Here is a 17,991-nt window from a genome sequence, read left to right as displayed (position 1 = left end):
ATTCGTGGCTCTCACAATTCTGAGTAGCATATTTATTTCAGTCAGTAAAATATTTATGCTACCCGAAAGAAGAAAAACCGCTTACGCTTGGGAAATCATCAGATTCGCGAGGGCAGGATGCTGAAAAGCAAGGTTTCTTCAAACGCTACGGATCAACGAAACATCACCCGTTTGCGCGTGCTGGAACAAATCCGATCGACCGGATCGATATCGCGGATCGACATTGCAAGCGCTCTTGAGACCAGCCCGGCGACAGTGACAGCGGCAACGTCAGACCTGCTTTCAGCTGGTTTGATTCAGGAAATCGAAAGCGAAACACCGTCAAAATCCGCGCGCCGCGGCAGACCACGTGTGTTGCTGAAACTGCATGGCGGAAGTCACCTGATTGCCGGTGTGAAAGTGGCCCGGCACCAGATTTCAGTCATCCTGGTCGATTTTGAAGGCACTGAGATCACCTCTTACACTCATCCGCTGGAAGAAGCCCGGATGGCCCCGGAGTCTTTTGCAAAAAAGATATACGCGGCGCTGGAACAGGCCTGCACCTCTGCAAGCAGGTCCCTGACAGAGGTTTCCGGCGTCTGCATCGGAATTGCCGGACTGGTCGACGCAGAGCGGAATTTTGTACATTGGTCATCTTCGCTGACAGTGCGCAATGTGGATCTGAGCCCGCTTCTGTCCCAAGTGCTCCCCTGCCCTGCGTTTATCGAGAATGACGCCAATCTGGTTGCAAAGGCCGAACAGCTTTTCGGGCTTGGCAAAGGGCTGAAGAACTTTCTGGTTGTCACGATAGAACACGGCATTGGTCTGGGCATTGTGTTGGATGGCAAGCTATATCGCGGCGAGCGCGGTTGCGGCGCGGAATTCGGGCATGTCAAAGTTCAACTGGATGGCGCGTTATGTCAGTGCGGGCAACGCGGATGCCTTGAAGCTTATGTTGGGGAATATGCCCTGATCCGCGAGGCAACCATTGCCAGCCAGGCTACTGACCCGCACACTCTTGCTGATATTCACGCCGCCGCCCAATCCGGTGATGCCCGGTCCATTTCAGTTCTGTCCCGCGCTGGACAGATGTTTGGAATGGGGCTTTCCAACTTGATCAATCTGTTCGATCCGGAATGTATCATCCTGTCCGGCACCCGAGGGAGCTTTGAATACCTGCATTCTGAGGCAGTGATGACCCGTATCAAAAACGGTGTCGTCAGCGTTGACGCGCCACTGCCTGAAATCAACGTAAACCATTGGGGGGATTCAATGTGGGCAAAAGGGGCAGCAGCCTATGGGATCGAACAAGTCTCGATCCTGAAAGTCAGGGAACTGGCGGAAAATGCGAGTTGAACTGACGATCCTGCTAGCGACAGCGTCTGCCGCCATGGCTGACATCAGCCTGCCGCAGTTTCACAGTATCGACGTCCCCAGCCATGTTTACGACGGAGGATGGGAGCACTTCGTCGGCGGAGGCGTCGCCGTTTTCGATTGCAACGGCGATGATCGGCCCGAGCTGTTTGCCGCAGGGGGAACCAATCCGGCGCAATTGTTTGTCAACACATCAGGACCCAATGTCAGTTTTCGGCCAGAAACGCCAAGCGCGCTATCCCTGACCGGCGTGACCGGCGCCTACCCAGTGGATATCGACGGGGACGGATTTGTGGACTTGGCGGTTTTACGCGTTGGCGAAGACGTTTTGTTGCGTGGCAAGGCGAATTGCGCATTCGAACCGTTCACCTCGTTGAATTTCCAGTCTCAGGATCACTGGACCACCGGTTTTTCCGCCACTTGGGAAAGCGGTCAATCCCTGCCGACACTGGCTTTTGGAACATATGTCGACCGAACCAATCCCGATGGCCCGTTTGAAGCCTGCGGGCCGACGCTTTTGTATCGCCCCGAAGGGACGGCCTATGGCCCGCCTCTCCACCTGGTGCCGGGCCATTGTTCCTTGTCCATTCTGTTTTCCGACTGGGCGCGCACCGGGCGCGCGGACCTGCGTGTCAGTAACGACCGCCATTACTATGTGCGCGGCGGGCAAGAGCAGCTTTGGGCTATGGAAGACACGCCACGCCTTTACGCGCCGGAAGATGGGTGGCTGCCCTATTCGATCTGGGGCATGGGGATTGCATCAAGGGATGTATCAGGGGACGGCTTTCCTGATGTTTACCTGACCTCGATGGGGGACCAGAAGTTTCAGATCTTTGATCCCACGGCCGAGGGACCGACATGGCGCGACGCGACTTATGACCGGGGGACAACGGCGCACAGGCCGCATGTTGGTGGCGATGGTCGCCCCTCAACCGGCTGGCATGCGCAGTTCGGCGACGTCAATAACGACGGGCGCGACGACATATTTGTCGCCAAGGGCAATGTCGAACAGATGCCCGATGCGGCGCAAACCGACCCCAACAACCTGTTGCTGCAATCCGCAAATGGCCAGTTTTTCGAAGCTGCCTCAGCGGCGGGTGTCGCCTCCATGGGCAAGTCCCGCGGTGGGGCCTTGGCCGACCTGAATGGGGATGGATCACTTGATCTGGTGGTGGTCAATCGCGGGTCAGAGCTTGAGATATTTCAGAACGAACAACAGCTTGGAAACTGGGTTCAGGTTGATCTTGGCCAGGATCGTCCCAACCGCGCAGCTGTCGGCAGCTTCATCGAAGTCAAAACCTCCGACAGAGTCCAAACGCGGGAAGTGACCATTGGCGGTGGTCACGCAAGTGGCATCTCTGGGCTTCACCACTTTGGTCTGGGCAACGCGGACGAACTGGAGCTGCGGGTTATCTGGCCAGACGGCACGGTTGGTGATTGGCAGACCTTCAGAAGCAACCAAGTGCTTCGCATCGACCGCTGATCATTGATCAACGGGCAAACCGCTGGGAACATGCGCTGGCACACCCAGCCGGACCGCCGGGTCTAGCAATGTGCTGAGAAAGCTCAAAATGGCGTTTACTTCATCATTACTCAGGCTGATTGGGGCCAGATCATTCGACACTGCAATCGCCTCGGTCAGCGTGGGGTCGAGCAAGGCTTTTTGATCTTCCGCGCCCGGAAACTCTGGCAACGCTGCTTTTTCGACCGAATAGCTGCGCAAAGCTGCGACCGGATCCAGATGATGACGGACAACATCTTCAAGCCGCGCGTAAGCTCCGTTGTGACCATAGGGTGCCGTAAGGGTCACATTGCGCAAGGATGGCGTGCGAAATGTGAAGGCGTCATCCGCATTGCCCGTCACACGCAATCGCCCGTCATCGCGAACATGGTTCTCGAACCGGGCGGCTTTTCCCGGCCCGATTTGCGGCATGGCGATAGAATGAAATCCATGATCCGTCTGGAACCAGCCGGAATGGCAGGTGCTGCACCCGGCTTTGCCGTAAAAAAGGTCGAGCCCCATCTGTGCCTGCTCGGGCAGCGCTTCTTTCCCCTGCATCGCGCGATCAAACAGGCTGTTGTCAGCGCGCCATTCAAAGGCGATGAAATCGGCAATGATATTGGCGATTGCGGTAAAAGTAATCTCTTCTCCGGGCGCGAGCTGGTCAAAGCGCGCCCTGTATTCCGGGATTGCGGCAACACGCGCCGCGATAAGGTCCCATGCGCCGTCCTTTTGGGTCAGCAAACCAAGACGTACGGCTTTGCTCACTTCGTTTTCCGAATAGTGGCCGGCCATTTCGTCAGCCGACAAGACCGGGAACATTGCTTGCGCGGCCAGTGCAGATTGGAAGCCCGGCCTCATATCTGTGCCCAAGGGCGTTCGGAACCCGTCAGGCTGGGACGGGTCTGCCTCAAGACGCCCGTCATGAAAGAAGGTGGTGAATTCCAGCGCCCCAAGGTTCCACAGCCCTGGTGCATTTCGGGGAATGCGCTGCTCGGGCCTGTTTTCCTGATCAAGCCTGCGCGCGGCCCCCAGCCCCACACCGCCCTCGCCGATACCCAGAGACAGCGCATCTGACGTTCCCAGTTTAGGATGATGGCAAGTGGCGCAGCTGATGTTTTTGTTCCCCGACAGGATCGGGTCGTAAAACAGCAACTGCCCCAGTTCGACCTTGGCAAGATCCGGTTCTACAAATTGAGGAAGCGGCCCGAGGTCTTGCGCCTGCGCCGCCTGTAGTGTCACGCAAAGGGCTAGAGCGTATACCGATATCGCAACTTTCATACCTGATCCTCTGGGATTTCCAACGTCAGAACTTGTTTATACGGACGGTCCGGAGAATAGATGACGGACGGAAACAAGGGGTGGTTCACAGCGTCCGTGTAACCGGAAGGCTCAATGCAAAGCCCTGCGCATGGTGTGAAAGGATCAGACAGGTACGACGCGGAATAGACCTGCGCGCCGGGCTGATCAGAGTAAACATTCATGCGCAAACCTGACGGTGTTTCAACCGTTGCAACCGGTCGATTTAATTTGCCCGCCTCTTCAAACACGAAGTAGTGGTCAAGGCCACGCCCCTCATCACCGATAACGCGCACGGATGAGAAATCCAGCCCTTGGTTTTCGATCTCATTCACGACGCCTGTCGGAATGGAGCTGTCGTCCAGTTCCAGTACCCGCTTGGAATTCAGGGTCAAACGGTTGCCAAGAATACCGCTTTGGCACCCAAGAGTATAGTAATTGTGCTGCGCAATGCTGATCGGCGTAGGCCGGTCCGGCCATGCGGTGATCGTGTAAGTCAGCCGTGGAAAAGCCAGCTCGACATGAATCACGAACCTGATTTCTCCGGGAAAACCGTCAGCGCCGTCAGGTGACGTCAAGGACAGAACCGCACGGTTCGACTTGGTCTTCCTGATAATCCAGTGGCTGCGCGACAGCCCGAGCGCACCGCCATGCAGCGTGTTTTCCCCCTCATTCGCCGTCAAGCGATAAGCGGCATCCCGCATATTAAACTTTGCGCCACCGATCCGATTGGCGACGCGACCCACGATTGCACCTATGTAATACGGGTCCGCCAAGTATTCCTGCGGGTTTGGATAGCCCAGGATCAAGGGCGTTTCACCGATCCACCACCCTTGTGTGATCGCCCCATAGCTCAGCAGGGAAACCGACATCGCACCATCTTCCAGAACAACCTGTTCGATGGGTAGGGAAGTGACGCCCTTCATCATGGCGCAGACAAGGGGGATAGTGCCGCATAAAACTGGCGGTATCTTTGATATTCAGCCTCATAGGCGTCGAATAACCCCGCGCGCGGCTGAACAATTTCAGAGATTTCTGGCGATGTCATGAGTTCCGCCGGGTCTGCATCTTTTACTGCACAGGCAGCAAGGCGTGCCGCGCCTATGGCGGCTCCGAATTCACTGCCTTTAGGCAAGGCAAGCGGGATGTTCAGAACAGTTGCCAGCGTCTCGACCCAGAAACGGGATCGTGCGCCCCCACCGACGACCATCAGGCTTTCAGGCTTGGTTCCCGTGCTCCTGAGGGCCTCAAGGCAATCTCGCAGCGCGAACGAGACACCTTCCATCACGGACTGTGCAAGATCCTCTGGATCCGACGCAATATCCAGCCCCATAAACGCCCCCCGGATAGCGCTGTCATTATGAGGGGTACGTTCCCCCGACAGATATGGCAGGAACTTGGTCTTCGACGGCCCGGTGACGGTATCCGGCAACGCCGATGCGAGTGCACCAACGGATTGGCCGAGATTCCGGGACAGCCAGTTCAGGCTGTTGGTCGCCGACAGGATGACGCCCATTTGGATCCAGCGCTCCGGCACCGCGTGGCAGAAGCAGTGAACCGCCGTTTCCGGTGCGGGCGCGTAACTGTCCTTGGCAACCAGCAGCACACCGGACGTTCCCAGCGATAGAAAACCGCGGCCTTCGGCGATACTTCCTATACCACAGGCAGCCGCGGCGTTGTCGCCTGCCCCGCCCGCAACGACTACGGGTCCGGTCAGGCCCCAGTGCTGCAATATCTCCGCCCTCAGCTCGCCCCCGACGGCGCTGCCTTCGACCAGTTCGGGCATCTGATCCCGACGCATGTGGCTGAGCTCAAGCGCTGTTTCCGACCATTTCCGACGTCCGACGTCCAACCACGCTGTACCCGCGCTGTCGGACATTTCACTTATGTATTCTCCGGTCAGCCAGAAGCGTAAATAGTCTTTGGGGAGCAAGACTTTGGAGGTTTTTTCAAAAACGTCAGGTTCATGCCTGCGCATCCATTCCAGCTTGGGCGCAGTGAAGCCGGGAAAAACGATGTTTCCGGTGATCGATCGCATCGCGGAAAGCGCATCCAGTTCGGCAGCTTCACGGGCAGACCTTGTGTCGTTCCAAAGGACACAGGGCCTCAATACGCTACCATTTCGGTCCAGAAGCGTTGCGCCATGCATATGCCCGCTCAGACCTATGCCCCGCACTGCCGAAAACGCAGCGCTGTTTTGCCCCTGCAACTGGGCAACGACCTTTTGACACGCTTCAACCCAATCCGCAGGTTCCTGCTCTGACCAGCCCGGATGCGGTGTCGATGTGTTCACGCTCGCTTCGGCCTCGGCAACGACGTCACCGTCTTCACTGACCACAATTCCCCGAAGACCTGACGTCCCCAAATCAAGACCGAGATACACCTGCTCCTCCCATTTGTAAGCCGCAATACTGAGGCAACAGAAACCCAGTTTTGCAAAGGCATCAGGTTTCACTGGCACAGTTTGCGCTAACATCACAAGGTGAAACAAGACAAGGAATATAAAAATGATGTCGTCCTGGACAGCACTGAATGACCCGGACCCAGACAGCGACCAATACGAAGGTGCCCGATAAGAGGTGACCTGAACTAAGCCGCGGGAGAAATTTTTTGCGATTGTCTGGCAACATGTTTCCGTAAAAACTTCGGAATGTTCTCATCTTACTGATTTCGGGCAGGCAGAGCTTCTGACACCATGATCAGTCGCAAGAAGGAAATCGGCGAATGAAATCACATGCCAAAGTTGTTGTCGTTGGCGGCGGATGTGTGGGCGCGTCCATTCTGTACGGTCTGACACAGCACGGCTGTAGCGATGCGGTGATGCTGGAACGGACCACACTGACCTCAGGCTCGACCTGGCATGCCGCCGGTCTGCTGGTCACCTTCGTGCGGTCCCATAACGTGTCGAAGATGACGATGGAAACCATCCGCATCTATTCAGAAGTCGAACAGAAGATGGGTACGTCGGTAGGCTTGCGCAAAGTGGGTCAGCTGCGCGTTGCCAACACCCAGAAACGTTGGGATGAATTCCAGTCATATATCTCGATTGCCGAGGCTGCAGGTGTGCCCTGCAAACTGCTGACGCCCGCGGAAATTGCCGATGTTCATCCCCTTCTGAACCAGTCCGAGCATATTCGCGGCGGTATCCTGCATACCGAGGACGGCTATGTGAACCCGGCCGACATCACCATGGCAATGGCAAAGCTGGCGCGGGATGCGGGCGCCACAGTCTATCAGAACACCGAAGCACAGGCGTATGAAAAGCTGGAAAGCGGTCATTGGAAAGTGACCACCAATCAGGGAGAGATCACGTGCGAGCATCTGGTTTTTGCCACCGGCAACTATGCCCGTGAAAATGCCCGGCGCGTTGGGCTGGACCTGCCCTGCATTCCTATCGTTCACCAGTACTGGACCACGGAAACCGTTCCACTGCTCAAGGAACGTCGCGCGCAGGGTTTGCCCGAGTTCCCGATCCTGCGGGATGAGGATTACGGCGCATATCTGCGCGAAGATGTCGGTGGCATTCAGTTCGGGCCCTATGAATTCACCAAGGACCTGAAACTGTTTGCCGAAGACCGCGTGCCACCTGACTTTGGCGCAGACCTCTTGCCCGAGGATTTCGATGCCGTGGAAACCCAATGGGAACGGGCAATCGAACGGGTGCCAGTGCTTGGCGAGGTGGGCATCAAGGCGAACACGCGCGGCCCCTTCCAAATGACGCCGGACGAATTGCCACTTGCCGGGCCAGCGCCGGGGTACAAAAACCTGTGGCTGGCCGAAGGGATGCCCGGTGGCATTCTGTGGGGCGGCACCGTGGGCGAACGTCTGGCCCGCTGGATCGTCGACGGTGATCCGGGCATGGACATGTCGGAACTGGACCCGCGCCGTTTCTCTGACTACGCCTCCAAACGCTGGACCATGGATAAGGTTCGCGAAACCTGGGGCACACATATGAACGCGCATATCCCCGGCGAAGATTTCCCGAACGCGCGTCCGATGAAAACCGTGGGGTCTTACGATCTGCTGACGGCGCACGGCGCAGTCTGGACCAGCTTCAACGGCTATGAATTCCCGCGCTGGTTCGCCAAATCGCCGCAAGAGGCGATCCCCGAACATTCTTTCCGCCGCACCAACCACATGGAACGCGTTCAGGAGGAAGTACGTACCACCCGCGAAAAGGCCGGGTTCATCGAGATGTCGCCGATGACCAAGTTTACTGTACGCGGACCCGGCGCAGCGCGGTGGCTGGGCGGTCTGATGGCAAACAAAATGCCCAAGGTGGGCCGGATGAGCCTGTCGCTTTTGCTAAACCCCAATGGTGGCATGGATGCAGAATACACAGTTGTCCGCTATGCCGAGAATGATTTCTATCTGGTCTCGACCCCGAATTGGCGCGCCTATAACTGGGATCAGCTGCAACGTCTGTTACCACAAGATCAATCGGTTATCCTTGAAGACGTTTCGGAACAGTTGGGTGTGATCGCTCTGGCCGGTCCCAAGGCGCGCGAGATTTTGCAACCGCTGACCGACAACGATTTGTCGAATGCTGCTTTTCCCTGGCTCTCTGCGCAAAAGGGTGAAGCGGGCTATGCCAAAGACGTAAACCTGCTTCGGGTATCTTACACAGGCGAGCTGGGTTGGGAACTGCACCATCCTGTCGGGTATAACCGACACCTTGTCGACCTGCTTTTGAAAGCCGGTGTAAAACCCTTCGGGCTTGAGGCGTTGGAGTCCATGCGCCTTGAAAAGTCCTATCGCGCCATCAACCGCGAGATTTGCAAGGACATGACACCGTATGAGGCCAGCCTTGATCGGTTTGTCGTCACCGAGGGGCGCGAGTTCATCGGAAAAGCGGCGCTGGAGAAGCAGAGAAGCGAGGGCAATCACAAACGGTTGGTCACGTTGAAGCTTCCCTTTGGCGAAACATCGGTGATGTTCGATGAGGGTGTTTATGCAAACGGTGAACTGATCGGGCGCGTTACGTCGGGTGGGTTCTCTTATTATTGCAACCACGACATAGCGATGGCACTTGTACCAAACGATATGACCGCGCCGGGTACAAGGATGCAGGTGTTGGTCCATTACGAAATGCGCGATGCCGAGGTGATCGATACTTGCGCCGTTGATCCCACCAACGCGCGTGCGCGTGCCTAACCCCTGAAGTAAAAAGACTGGATTTGAAATGATGACCGAACAATCGACCAAAACGCTTACTCTTGCCGAGGTTCGGGCGCTGGCGAAATCCGTACTTGTTTCTGCCGGAGTTAATGCACAGGGCAGCGATATTTTGGCCGACATTGTTACCCGGTCCGAGCGGGACGGACCGCGCAGCCACGGATTGCGTATGCTACCGGTCTATGTCCAAAGCTTCACCTCGGGCTATGCAAACGGCAATGCGAAACCCAAGGTAGAAAAGGCTGCCCCGGGCGTTTTGCGCGGTGATGCCGATAACGGATATTATCAGGTCGCCGCAGCAGAAGCCCGCGACACGTTGATCGAAATGGCGCAGGAATACGGCATTGCCGCGTTCACCTGCGCAAATTGCCACCATCTGGGCGCGTTGCGGTTTGACACCGAACCGCTGGCCGAGGCTGGTCTGGTAGCTTTCGCCGTGATCAACTCATTGTCCATGGTGGTGCCGCAAGGCGGGGTGCGCCCGGTTTTTGGCACCAACCCGATGTCTTTTGCCTGCCCGCGCGAGGACGGTGCGCCGATAGTCTGGGATCAGGCGTCTTCAATGGTTGCTTTGATGGATATCCGCATGGCCGCAGCCGAGGGGCACGACCTGCCCCGCCCCTCCGGGCTGGATCCTGACGGCCAACCCAGTACGGACCCGAACGCCATCCTGGAAACCCGCAGCCTGTTACCTTTTGGCGAGCACAAGGGCGCCGCAATCGCTTTCATGGTTGAGGTGTTGGGTGCCGCCCTGGCTGGTGGAACCCTTTCCGTGGACAATCAAGAACGCGAGACGTTCGGAGCCCTTAACATCAAAGGCGGTGCGACACTGATAGCGATTGATCCGACGCGGTTCGGCAACGCGGACTTCAATCAATATATCGCGCGCATTTGCGCAGAAATTGTCGGCAATGGGAACGCCCGTGTTCCGGGTGATGGGCGTCTGGCCAAACGGGCGGCAGCCGAGGCTGACGGTGTTGTGGTGAGCACCGAGGTTCTGGCCGCGTTAAACGCGTCCTGAAATACCCGCGCTTAGCTGACTGGCTAGAGAGCCTTCCTGCGACACGGGCGGCTTCAAGCGCCAATCCAGATTTGCCCAGGCGGTAATCTTGCCGAACCATGCACCGATGCAACAATCCATTCTCCCCCCGGAGCCTCTGTCCATTGCGGTCTAAGACGTCGCACTTATCAACCGCCGCCCGAAACAAACAGCCTGGAGAAGAAGTCAAACAGGTCAGCGTGACACTCTAATGGCAGGATATGCGCCACATATTGGTCCGGCCTGACGACGACCATACAGCCCTTTATCCGGTCAATTCCGCGCATTTCGTAGATGTCTTCGCGCCTTTTGTGATCAACACAAAAAACCTTTTCGAAGTCGCGCAGGCGGTACCTGCCCTTCTCGGGTTTCAAAAGAGACGGCATATCTTCATAATTCAGCGATTTGAAATCCTGCGGGAAGATGGCCCGAAGGTCTATCAAACCGTCGATGTCTTCGTATGGGCGCGCAAACCGTCGCAGAGGAGAGTTCGGATCGCTTTGCAAAGCCTCGCAAAGGTGATGGATCGATCCGCCTTGCGTACCTGCGTCTCCCTGTCCAGCGAAGGCATAGAGCCTCCAACGCGCATCCGCTTCGGCCACATGTCCCAATTGCATAGGCATGGCATCCGCAAGCCGGACAACTGGTGCGGAATGAAATCGCTTGCCTATAACCAGCCCACGCGCCAGATGCTGGTGAACCGGTTCGGCGACCAAGTCCGAAGGCCCATAGTGAACCGAAAGCCCGCCAGTGAATTCCAGATTTTCAATAAACTGTTTTTGAAATCGGGGCATGTCGGTGCCGTCAAGCTCTGACTCGCCCGGTGGCGCACTCATGATCCGGGCCCATCTATGGTCGGTTTCGACCAGTCTTTTGGCCTCTTGCAAACGCTCGGCCGAGTAGCTGTGAAGAAGGTCAGGCTTTGACCTTCCCATCAGCACATGCACCAGTTTCCAGCCCAGGTTGAAAGTATCGCCCATCGACACGTTCATCCCCTGACCTGCCTTGGGACTATGCGTGTGGCAGGCGTCGCCCGCCGTGAACACGCGCGGGGTGCGTGTTGCAATTTCATGCTGCGGGACATCGTCGAACTTGTCGGTCAACCTATGCCCAATCTCGTAGACCGACCACCAAACGACTTCTTTTACGTCGATGGAAAAAGGACGCATGATCCGGTTCGCGGCAGCGATGATATGGTCAGCCGTCAGATTGCGGTTGGCGACCCGCTCATCCGGGTTCAGCTTGTCAAGCTCGACATACATTCGGAACAAGTATCCGCCCTCGCGCGGAAGGATCAGAACGTTTCCTTCCGAAGCCGATTGAACAAGGCATTTCCGCCGCAAATCGGGAAAATCGGAATTCGCCAATATGTCCATAACGCCCCACGCCTGGTGTGCTGCGTCGCCTTGCAGCTTACCCCCGATAGCCCTGCGCACTTTGCTGCGTGCACCGTCACAGCCTACGACATAGTTCGCACGTACTGTAAGCCGTTCAACCACGTCGCCATTTTCGCCCAGGCGTTCAAGCTCTGCCCTGACAGGGTGATCCGTGGAACCGGTATCAATCGTCAAATCGCTGACACGAAGCCCGTAATGGGGTTGCAGCCGCGTTGGAGCGTTTCTCATCACGTCCAGAAACAGCTCATGAATCCGGGCCTGATTCATCAAGGTATGTGGCATCTCGGATTGATCGTCGGCCACGTCCTGCACCGTGCCCGCCCGGCGGATGTGGTCCGGGTATGCGGGATTGGGCGTCCAGAATGCCGTTTGGTTGACCCAATACGCTTCGCGCTTCACTCTCTCAGCGAAACCAAACGCCTGAAACATCTCCATCGAACGGACGTTGACACCGTCCGCCTGGCCTTTCTCCATCGGACCCGGCTTTTGATCCACGATCATTGTCGAAACTTCGGCGAACCCGGCCAGTTGCGCCGCAAGGCAAAGCCCGGCCGGTCCACAACCCGCGATCAGAACATCAACCTTTTCGGGGAGGGTTGTGGGGTGGTTGTGGTGACCGAACGCAGCCGGTTTGATATCCGGATCACCCGGACGAAATCCATCAACGTAATATTGCATTGTCCCCTCCTCCGCAGGTTCACGCAAGCTTAATAACTATACTTACTAATTCCTGTCAACAAAGATATGTACACTCACTAATTGCCGCGGTAGTTCTGAAAAAGTGACGGCGTAAAGTGATTTCGGAGGTTTTGAATGAGTATTTACGGAATGGCGGGTCACCTCATCCGCAGACTCAATCAGATTTCAACCCACGTGTTCTCGGTCCGGATGCAGGAGGCCGGGATCGACCTTACATCCGTTCAGTACGCAGCACTTGAAACAATTCGCGCCGAACCCGGCATTGATCAGGCGACAGTCGCAGCGAAAATCGCCTATGACCGCGCAACAATCGGCGGGGTTATCGACCGGCTGGAGCAGAAAAACTACGTCAAACGCTCGGTCAGTCAACGTGACAGACGCGCGCGAGAGGTCACCTTATCCGAAAAAGGAAAAGACATCCTAGCGGCAGCTGCGCCAGTCGTAATTGACCTGCAAAATGAGATCCTCGAAGGGCTAACTCCGAATGAACGCGAAACTTTCCTGAAGCTCGCAGGCAAGGCAGTTGAAGCTGTCACCGACGATAACACACGGTCTTGAATTCCACCGCGGGCGCTGGTCCAATTGAAACAGGGAAAGCAAATCCACCGTTTTCGCGCTTTAGTTACCGAAAACAGAAACTAAAATCTAAGAAATCTCAATTTACCTTTGAGCCAACCGAGGGCAATGTAATCCTGAGAGGATAACTTGGCGTCCGCGCATAACCTGTCTGTTGCGTAGCGTTTCGACGAAAAGGTTCACATGTGTGAGCATTCTGTTTTCCGAAAAGGACCTGAAACCAAACACTAAGAAAGTGGATCAAAATCGTTATAAAACATAACTAATATGAGCAATCATGAACAGGGGATGATACTCATAGGTCATCTAGGGAGGAGACCATGACCAACTTGCGCAGAACCATACTCAAATCTGCAGTGGCGGCGATTGCTTTTGGCGCCATGTCAACCACTGCCATTGCGGCCGAAGTGACACTGCGGATGCACCAGTTCCTGCCAGCACAAGCCAACGTACCCAAGAACGTTCTGGATGTCTGGGCCGACAAGGTCGAAGCGGACTCGGATGGCCGGATCGAAATTCAAAGGTTTCCGTCCATGCAGCTTGGGGGTAAACCCCCCGAACTGATCGACCAGGCCATTGATGGTGTGGCCGACATTGTCTGGACGGTGTCCGGATATACACCGGGCCGCTTTCCCCGGACCGAAGTGTTCGAACTGCCGTTCACCATGACGAATGCAGAAGCCGTCTCACGCGCCTATTGGGATCTGGCCGAAGAAACTATGATGGACGATGACTTCAAGCAATTCAAAGTTCTCGGGCTCTGGGTGCACGGGCCCGGTCTGATCCATTCAAAGGAGCCGATCGAAAGCATCGAAGATCTGAACGGTGTAAAGCTGCGCGCACCGACACGCGTAACGAACGGCCTTTTCAGCTCGCTTGGGGCGACCCCGGTTGGCATGCCTGTTCCCGCGGTACCTGAAGCGCTGTCTAAAGGCGTGATCGACGCAACTGTGATTCCCTGGGAAGTGACCGGCGCCCTGAAGGTCAACGAACTGGTCGGAAACCACACGACCTTTGGCGATGACACGCTATATACCACCACCTTCATCTTCGCGATGAACAAGGACCGCTGGGATGCATTGCCGGATGATCTGAAGGCCGTCATCGACGCCAACTCGGGCGCTGAATTCTCGGCCTTCGCAGGCAAGCAGATGCAGGCCGATGATGACGGGCCACACAAGCAAGCGATGGAACGCGGCAACAACATCATCACCCTGAGCCCGGAACAGGTTGCGGAATGGAAGGCAGCATCACAGCCGACCACTGACGCCTGGATCGCCGAGATGGATGAAAAAGGTCTGGACGGAACCGGCTTGCGCGCCCGCGCGCTCGAACTGATTTCGCAATACTCCGGCAACTGATCCGGTCGCTCTTCCGGCGCTATTTCCCGCTGGGAGAGCAATCCCTTTGGAGTTGATCATGCAGAAACTGGTTGAGCGCATCGCGCGCTTCATGGCCGTTCTCGGCGGTGTGGTTCTGACTGCGCTGGTCCTGCTGACCTGTGTCAGCGTGCTGGGGCGCGGCTTGAACACGCTGGGTCACTCGGACATTCTGACGTCACTGTCGGAAGCAGCGGCAAATGCGCTGATTGCATCGGGCGTCGGGCCGGTGAATGGCGATTTTGAACTGGTCGAAGCCGGCGTTGCATTCGCCATATTCTCGTTCCTGCCGATCTGCCAGCTCTACGGCTCTCACGCCACGGTCGATGTATTCACAAACGCCCTTCCGGCTAAGGTGAACAAGGTGATCATCACGTTCTGGGAAATCGTCCTGTCGCTTGTCATCCTTTTGATTACATGGCGCCTGTTTGTCGGCATGCAAAACAAGCTGGACTATGGTGAAACGACCTTTCTGCTGCAATTTCCTGTTTGGTGGGCCTATGGGCTAAGCTTTGTTGCCGCCCTTGTCGCATCACTTGTTGCTGTCTATTGCGCCGTCGCGCAGGTCATCGAGCTTGTCACCGGGCGTCATATCCTGCCCTATCGCGGGGAGGCCGCACATTGACCATGCTCGAACTGGGCTACGTGTCCTTTCCCGTACTTCTTATAATGATTTTCCTGCGCGCACCGATTGGCCTTGCCATGTTGCTGTGCGGGATTGGCGGGCTGTATTTTGCCATGGGTGGCACCAGCATGTTCATGGCCAAGCTTAAAACCGAAACCTACTCTACCTTCTCCAGCTATTCGCTGACGATCATTCCGATGTTCCTGCTGATGGGGCAGTTCGCGACATTGTCGGGCATGTCTTCGGCCTTGTTCAAAGCGGCTGAAAGCTGGTTGGGCCACCGCAAAGGAGGCGTCGCCATGGCGGCAGTTGGCGCTTGTGCCGGATTTGGCGCAATATGCGGGTCCTCCCTGGCCACCGCCGCGACGATGAGCCGTGTCGCGCTGCCCGAACTGCGCCGCTACGGCTATTCCGGCGGGTTTTCGACCGCAACGCTTGCTGCTGGCGGCACATTGGGCATTCTGATCCCGCCTTCGGTGATCCTTGTGATCTATGCGATCCTGACGGAACAGAATATCGCCAAGCTGTTTCTCGCGGCCTTTGTCCCCGGCATTCTGGCAGCGCTCGGCTATATCATCACGATTTCGATCTATGTGCGCATGTATCCTGACGCCGCCGGCACCCGCGAAGCGATCCCATATCCTGAACGCGTACGGGCACTGCTGGATGTCTGGCCTGTCCTGCTGGTTTTTGGCCTTGTTGTTGGTGGCATCTATCTTGGCTGGTTCACCCCAACCGAAGGCGCAGCCGTGGGGGCGGCGGGAACCGGGTTGATCGCTCTGATCTCGGGCAATCTGAACTGGCAGGTCTTCGTCGAAAGCATCATTGCCACGGCCTCAAGCACGGCGATGATCTTCTTCATCGTGTTGGGCGCAGGGCTGTATAACAGTTTCCTAGCGCTCACTCAGGTACCGCAGGAACTGTCTGGCTGGGTCGTTGGACTTGGGCTCAGCCCGTGGATGGTGTTGTGCCTGATCCTGGTGTTCTATCTGATCTTCGGGTGTCTGATGGACAGCCTGTCAATGATCCTGCTGACAATCCCGATCTTCTTTCCGGTCATCAGCGCACTGGATTTCGGCATGAGCCCCGAACATGTGGCCATCTGGTTCGGTATTCTGGTTCTGATCGTTGTCGAGGTCGGGCTGATCACCCCTCCGGTCGGAATGAATCTGTTCATTATCAACGCTATGGATCGTTCAACCCCGATGACCCAAACTTACAAGGCAGTGATGTGGTTCGTCACCTCTGACATCATTCGGGTCATGATCCTGGTGCTGTTTCCAGCCATTACCCTGTTCCTGATCCCCTAGCTTAGACACCAACAGCGGTCCGGAGAAGGCCCATCCGAAAATAGGTATGAGATACAACAATGATTGAGCATACTAAATTGGAGAGAGCACCATGCAGTTAAGTGGATGTGTCGCGCTGGTCACCGGCGGCGGAAGCGGGTTGGGCGCTGCAACGGCACGGCATTTCGCCACCAGCGGAGCAAAGGTTGCCGTTTTGGATTTCAATGCTGACGGTGCGAAGGCAGTCGCTGACGAAATTGGTGGCCTTGCCCTGCAAGCCGATGTCAGTGACGAGGCCTCCGTCAGTGCCGCGTTTGAGACGGCAGTATCCCATTTCGGGTCGGCGCCCAGAATCGCTGTCAGTTGTGCGGGCGTCGGCATGGCGGCCAGGATCGTCGGGCGCGAAGGCAAGCTGTCATTCGACGTGTTCGAGAAAACTCTGCGCGTGAACCTTTTTGGCACCTACAACGTCATGAGCCACGCGGCGAGACACATGGCCGGTCTCGACCCGTTGGCTGACGGTGAACGCGGTGTGATCATCAACACGGCGTCGGTTGCGTGGCAGGACGGTCAATTGGGTCAAGCCGCTTATGCCGCATCCAAAGGGGCAATCGCCTCGATGTGCCTGCCTGCCGCACGGGAGCTCGCGCAGTCGGGGATTCGGGTGATGGCCATCGCACCTGGCCTGTTCCACACGCCAATGATGGAAGGCTTGCCGGAAGAGGTCAGTGCCAAGATCACTGCGAACATTCCCTTCCCGGCCCGCCTTGGCGAAGCGCGTGAGTTCGCAATGCTCGCCGAACAGATCGTTGAAAACCCGTTTTTGAATGGCACCACTATTCGACTTGATGGCGCCGTTCGTCTGCCGCCCCGGTAAGGAGTTCCCCATGGACAGCCAAATCCTGAACATTGAGGTCAACGGATCCATCGCGACCCTGACCATGAACCGCCCTGACAAGCGAAACGCGATGTGCGAGGAACTGTTAGGCGCGCTGGATGATTTCTTTTCAGCTCCACCCAAGAACGTACGCGTGGTGATCCTGACTGGAACTGAAGGGCATTATTGTTCCGGATTGGACCTGTCCGAGCATGTTCATCGTACCGCCGAGGAAAACCTGCACCATTCCCGCCACTGGCACAGTGTCATGGACAAGATCCAGTTGGGTGGGCTTGCGGTTGTCTCGGCCATGTTTGGCGCCGTGATCGGCGGCGGGCTGGAGCTTGCAGCGGCAACACATGTTCGCATCGCTGAACCTTCGACGATCTTTCAGCTTCCCGAAGGCCGGCGCGGAATATTTGTCGGTGGCGGTGCGACCGCGCGGGTTGGGCGCCTGCTGGGGGCCGATCGGATGACCGAGATGATGCTGACCGGCCGCAAATATGGTGCCGATGAAGGGGTATCGCTGGGACTGGCACATTATAGCGTGGGTGAAGGCGAGGCTTTAGTGCTGGCCCAAAAGCTGGCAGGTAAGATTTCCCGAAACGCGCCACTGTCAAACTATCTGATGATTCAGGCGGTCGCGCGGATCAATGAAATGTCGCAGAACGACGGACTGTTTACTGAATCGCTGGCCGCGGCCCTGTCGCAAACAACACCAGATGCGCAGGAAGGACTGCGGGCCTTTCTTGAAAAGCGCGCCCCGAACTTCAGGTGAACAC

General features: G+C 56.7%; 14 protein-coding genes. 10 read left to right on the top strand and 4 right to left on the bottom strand.

Annotation, left to right across the window (positions count from 1 at the left end; translation table 11 throughout):
• Positions 1-117: 117 nt before the first annotated feature.
• Entirely contained in the window at positions 118-1,335 is a 1,218-nt protein-coding gene (locus ACR0D9_RS02305) for an ROK family transcriptional regulator (protein WP_480537525.1), read from the top strand.
• Entirely contained in the window at positions 1,325-2,836 is a 1,512-nt protein-coding gene (locus tag ACR0D9_RS02300) for a CRTAC1 family protein (RefSeq protein ID WP_480481615.1), read from the top strand. The genes ACR0D9_RS02305 and ACR0D9_RS02300 overlap by 11 nt, the downstream gene beginning before the upstream one ends.
• Here ACR0D9_RS02300 and ACR0D9_RS02295 read toward each other — a convergent pair whose 3' ends face one another.
• Genes ACR0D9_RS02295 through xylB form a run of 3 tightly spaced genes read right to left on the bottom strand, consistent with a single transcriptional unit; the run spans position 2,837 to position 6,536 of the window.
• Entirely contained in the window at positions 2,837-4,135 is a 1,299-nt protein-coding gene (locus tag ACR0D9_RS02295; RefSeq protein ID WP_480486101.1) for a cytochrome-c peroxidase, read from the bottom strand.
• Positions 4,132-5,079 carry an aldose epimerase family protein gene (locus ACR0D9_RS02290; RefSeq protein ID WP_480537524.1) on the bottom strand — a complete coding sequence of 316 codons (948 nt, stop codon included), beginning with the start codon at positions 5,077-5,079 and terminating at the stop codon, positions 4,132-4,134. The genes ACR0D9_RS02295 and ACR0D9_RS02290 overlap by 4 nt, the downstream gene beginning before the upstream one ends.
• Positions 5,079-6,536, bottom strand: a complete 1,458-nt coding sequence (gene xylB / locus ACR0D9_RS02285) for a xylulokinase (protein ID WP_480537523.1) — start codon at positions 6,534-6,536, stop codon at positions 5,079-5,081. The genes ACR0D9_RS02290 and xylB overlap by 1 nt, the downstream gene beginning before the upstream one ends.
• Before the next feature lie 341 nt (positions 6,537-6,877).
• Between xylB and ACR0D9_RS02280 the strand changes: the two genes are divergently transcribed.
• Complete coding sequence (locus ACR0D9_RS02280) at positions 6,878-9,307, top strand: GcvT family protein (protein WP_480537522.1); 2,430 nt, start codon at positions 6,878-6,880, stop codon at positions 9,305-9,307.
• A 31-nt stretch (positions 9,308-9,338) separates the two neighbouring features.
• On the top strand, positions 9,339-10,349 hold the full coding sequence (locus ACR0D9_RS02275) for an Ldh family oxidoreductase (protein ID WP_480537521.1): 1,011 nt from the start codon (positions 9,339-9,341) through the stop codon (positions 10,347-10,349).
• A gap of 167 nt (positions 10,350-10,516) precedes the next feature.
• Here ACR0D9_RS02275 and ACR0D9_RS02270 read toward each other — a convergent pair whose 3' ends face one another.
• On the bottom strand, positions 10,517-12,442 hold the full coding sequence (locus tag ACR0D9_RS02270) for an FAD-dependent monooxygenase (protein ID WP_480537520.1): 1,926 nt from the start codon (positions 12,440-12,442) through the stop codon (positions 10,517-10,519).
• Between the two features lie 135 nt (positions 12,443-12,577).
• Between ACR0D9_RS02270 and ACR0D9_RS02265 the strand changes: the two genes are divergently transcribed.
• The 6 genes from ACR0D9_RS02265 (at position 12,578) to ACR0D9_RS02240 (ending at position 17,987) form a co-directional block, all read left to right on the top strand.
• Positions 12,578-13,021, top strand: coding sequence for a MarR family winged helix-turn-helix transcriptional regulator (locus ACR0D9_RS02265; RefSeq protein WP_480486113.1), 444 nt, complete (start codon positions 12,578-12,580; stop codon positions 13,019-13,021).
• 338 nt (positions 13,022-13,359) lie between these two features.
• On the top strand, positions 13,360-14,400 hold the full coding sequence (locus ACR0D9_RS02260; RefSeq protein WP_480476338.1) for a TRAP transporter substrate-binding protein: 1,041 nt from the start codon (positions 13,360-13,362) through the stop codon (positions 14,398-14,400).
• Between the two features lie 58 nt (positions 14,401-14,458).
• Positions 14,459-15,043: a TRAP transporter small permease gene (locus ACR0D9_RS02255; protein WP_480486114.1), complete on the top strand. Its 585-nt coding sequence runs from the start codon at positions 14,459-14,461 to the stop codon at positions 15,041-15,043.
• Positions 15,040-16,353, top strand: coding sequence for a TRAP transporter large permease (locus ACR0D9_RS02250; RefSeq protein WP_209504353.1), 1,314 nt, complete (start codon positions 15,040-15,042; stop codon positions 16,351-16,353). The genes ACR0D9_RS02255 and ACR0D9_RS02250 overlap by 4 nt, the downstream gene beginning before the upstream one ends.
• Positions 16,354-16,444: 91 nt before the next feature.
• Positions 16,445-17,209, top strand: a complete 765-nt coding sequence (locus ACR0D9_RS02245; protein ID WP_480537519.1) for an SDR family NAD(P)-dependent oxidoreductase — start codon at positions 16,445-16,447, stop codon at positions 17,207-17,209.
• A 10-nt stretch (positions 17,210-17,219) separates the two neighbouring features.
• The gene (locus ACR0D9_RS02240) at positions 17,220-17,987 is read left to right on the top strand and encodes a crotonase/enoyl-CoA hydratase family protein (protein WP_480516477.1); all 768 of its coding nucleotides are present in this window, start codon (positions 17,220-17,222) and stop codon (positions 17,985-17,987) included.
• Positions 17,988-17,991 lie beyond the last annotated feature (4 nt).

It is taken from the genome of Ruegeria sp. AK11 (genome assembly GCF_056541095.1).
This window is presented reverse-complemented; position numbering and strand designations above follow the sequence as displayed.

What these genes read in the sequence shown, in the direction of transcription:
- ACR0D9_RS02305 (WP_480537525.1), top strand. Translation starts at nt 118, where the DNA reads ATGCTGAAAAGCAAGGTTTCTTCAAACGCTACGGATCAACGAAACATC.
- ACR0D9_RS02300 (WP_480481615.1), top strand. Translation starts at nt 1,325, where the DNA reads ATGCGAGTTGAACTGACGATCCTGCTAGCGACAGCGTCTGCCGCCATG.
- ACR0D9_RS02295 (WP_480486101.1), bottom strand. Translation starts at nt 4,135, where the DNA reads ATGAAAGTTGCGATATCGGTATACGCTCTAGCCCTTTGCGTGACACTA.
- ACR0D9_RS02290 (WP_480537524.1), bottom strand. Translation starts at nt 5,079, where the DNA reads ATGAAGGGCGTCACTTCCCTACCCATCGAACAGGTTGTTCTGGAAGAT.
- ACR0D9_RS02280 (WP_480537522.1), top strand. Translation starts at nt 6,878, where the DNA reads ATGAAATCACATGCCAAAGTTGTTGTCGTTGGCGGCGGATGTGTGGGC.
- ACR0D9_RS02275 (WP_480537521.1), top strand. Translation starts at nt 9,339, where the DNA reads ATGACCGAACAATCGACCAAAACGCTTACTCTTGCCGAGGTTCGGGCG.
- ACR0D9_RS02270 (WP_480537520.1), bottom strand. Translation starts at nt 12,442, where the DNA reads ATGCAATATTACGTTGATGGATTTCGTCCGGGTGATCCGGATATCAAA.
- ACR0D9_RS02265 (WP_480486113.1), top strand. Translation starts at nt 12,578, where the DNA reads ATGAGTATTTACGGAATGGCGGGTCACCTCATCCGCAGACTCAATCAG.
- ACR0D9_RS02260 (WP_480476338.1), top strand. Translation starts at nt 13,360, where the DNA reads ATGACCAACTTGCGCAGAACCATACTCAAATCTGCAGTGGCGGCGATT.
- ACR0D9_RS02255 (WP_480486114.1), top strand. Translation starts at nt 14,459, where the DNA reads ATGCAGAAACTGGTTGAGCGCATCGCGCGCTTCATGGCCGTTCTCGGC.
- ACR0D9_RS02245 (WP_480537519.1), top strand. Translation starts at nt 16,445, where the DNA reads ATGCAGTTAAGTGGATGTGTCGCGCTGGTCACCGGCGGCGGAAGCGGG.
- ACR0D9_RS02240 (WP_480516477.1), top strand. Translation starts at nt 17,220, where the DNA reads ATGGACAGCCAAATCCTGAACATTGAGGTCAACGGATCCATCGCGACC.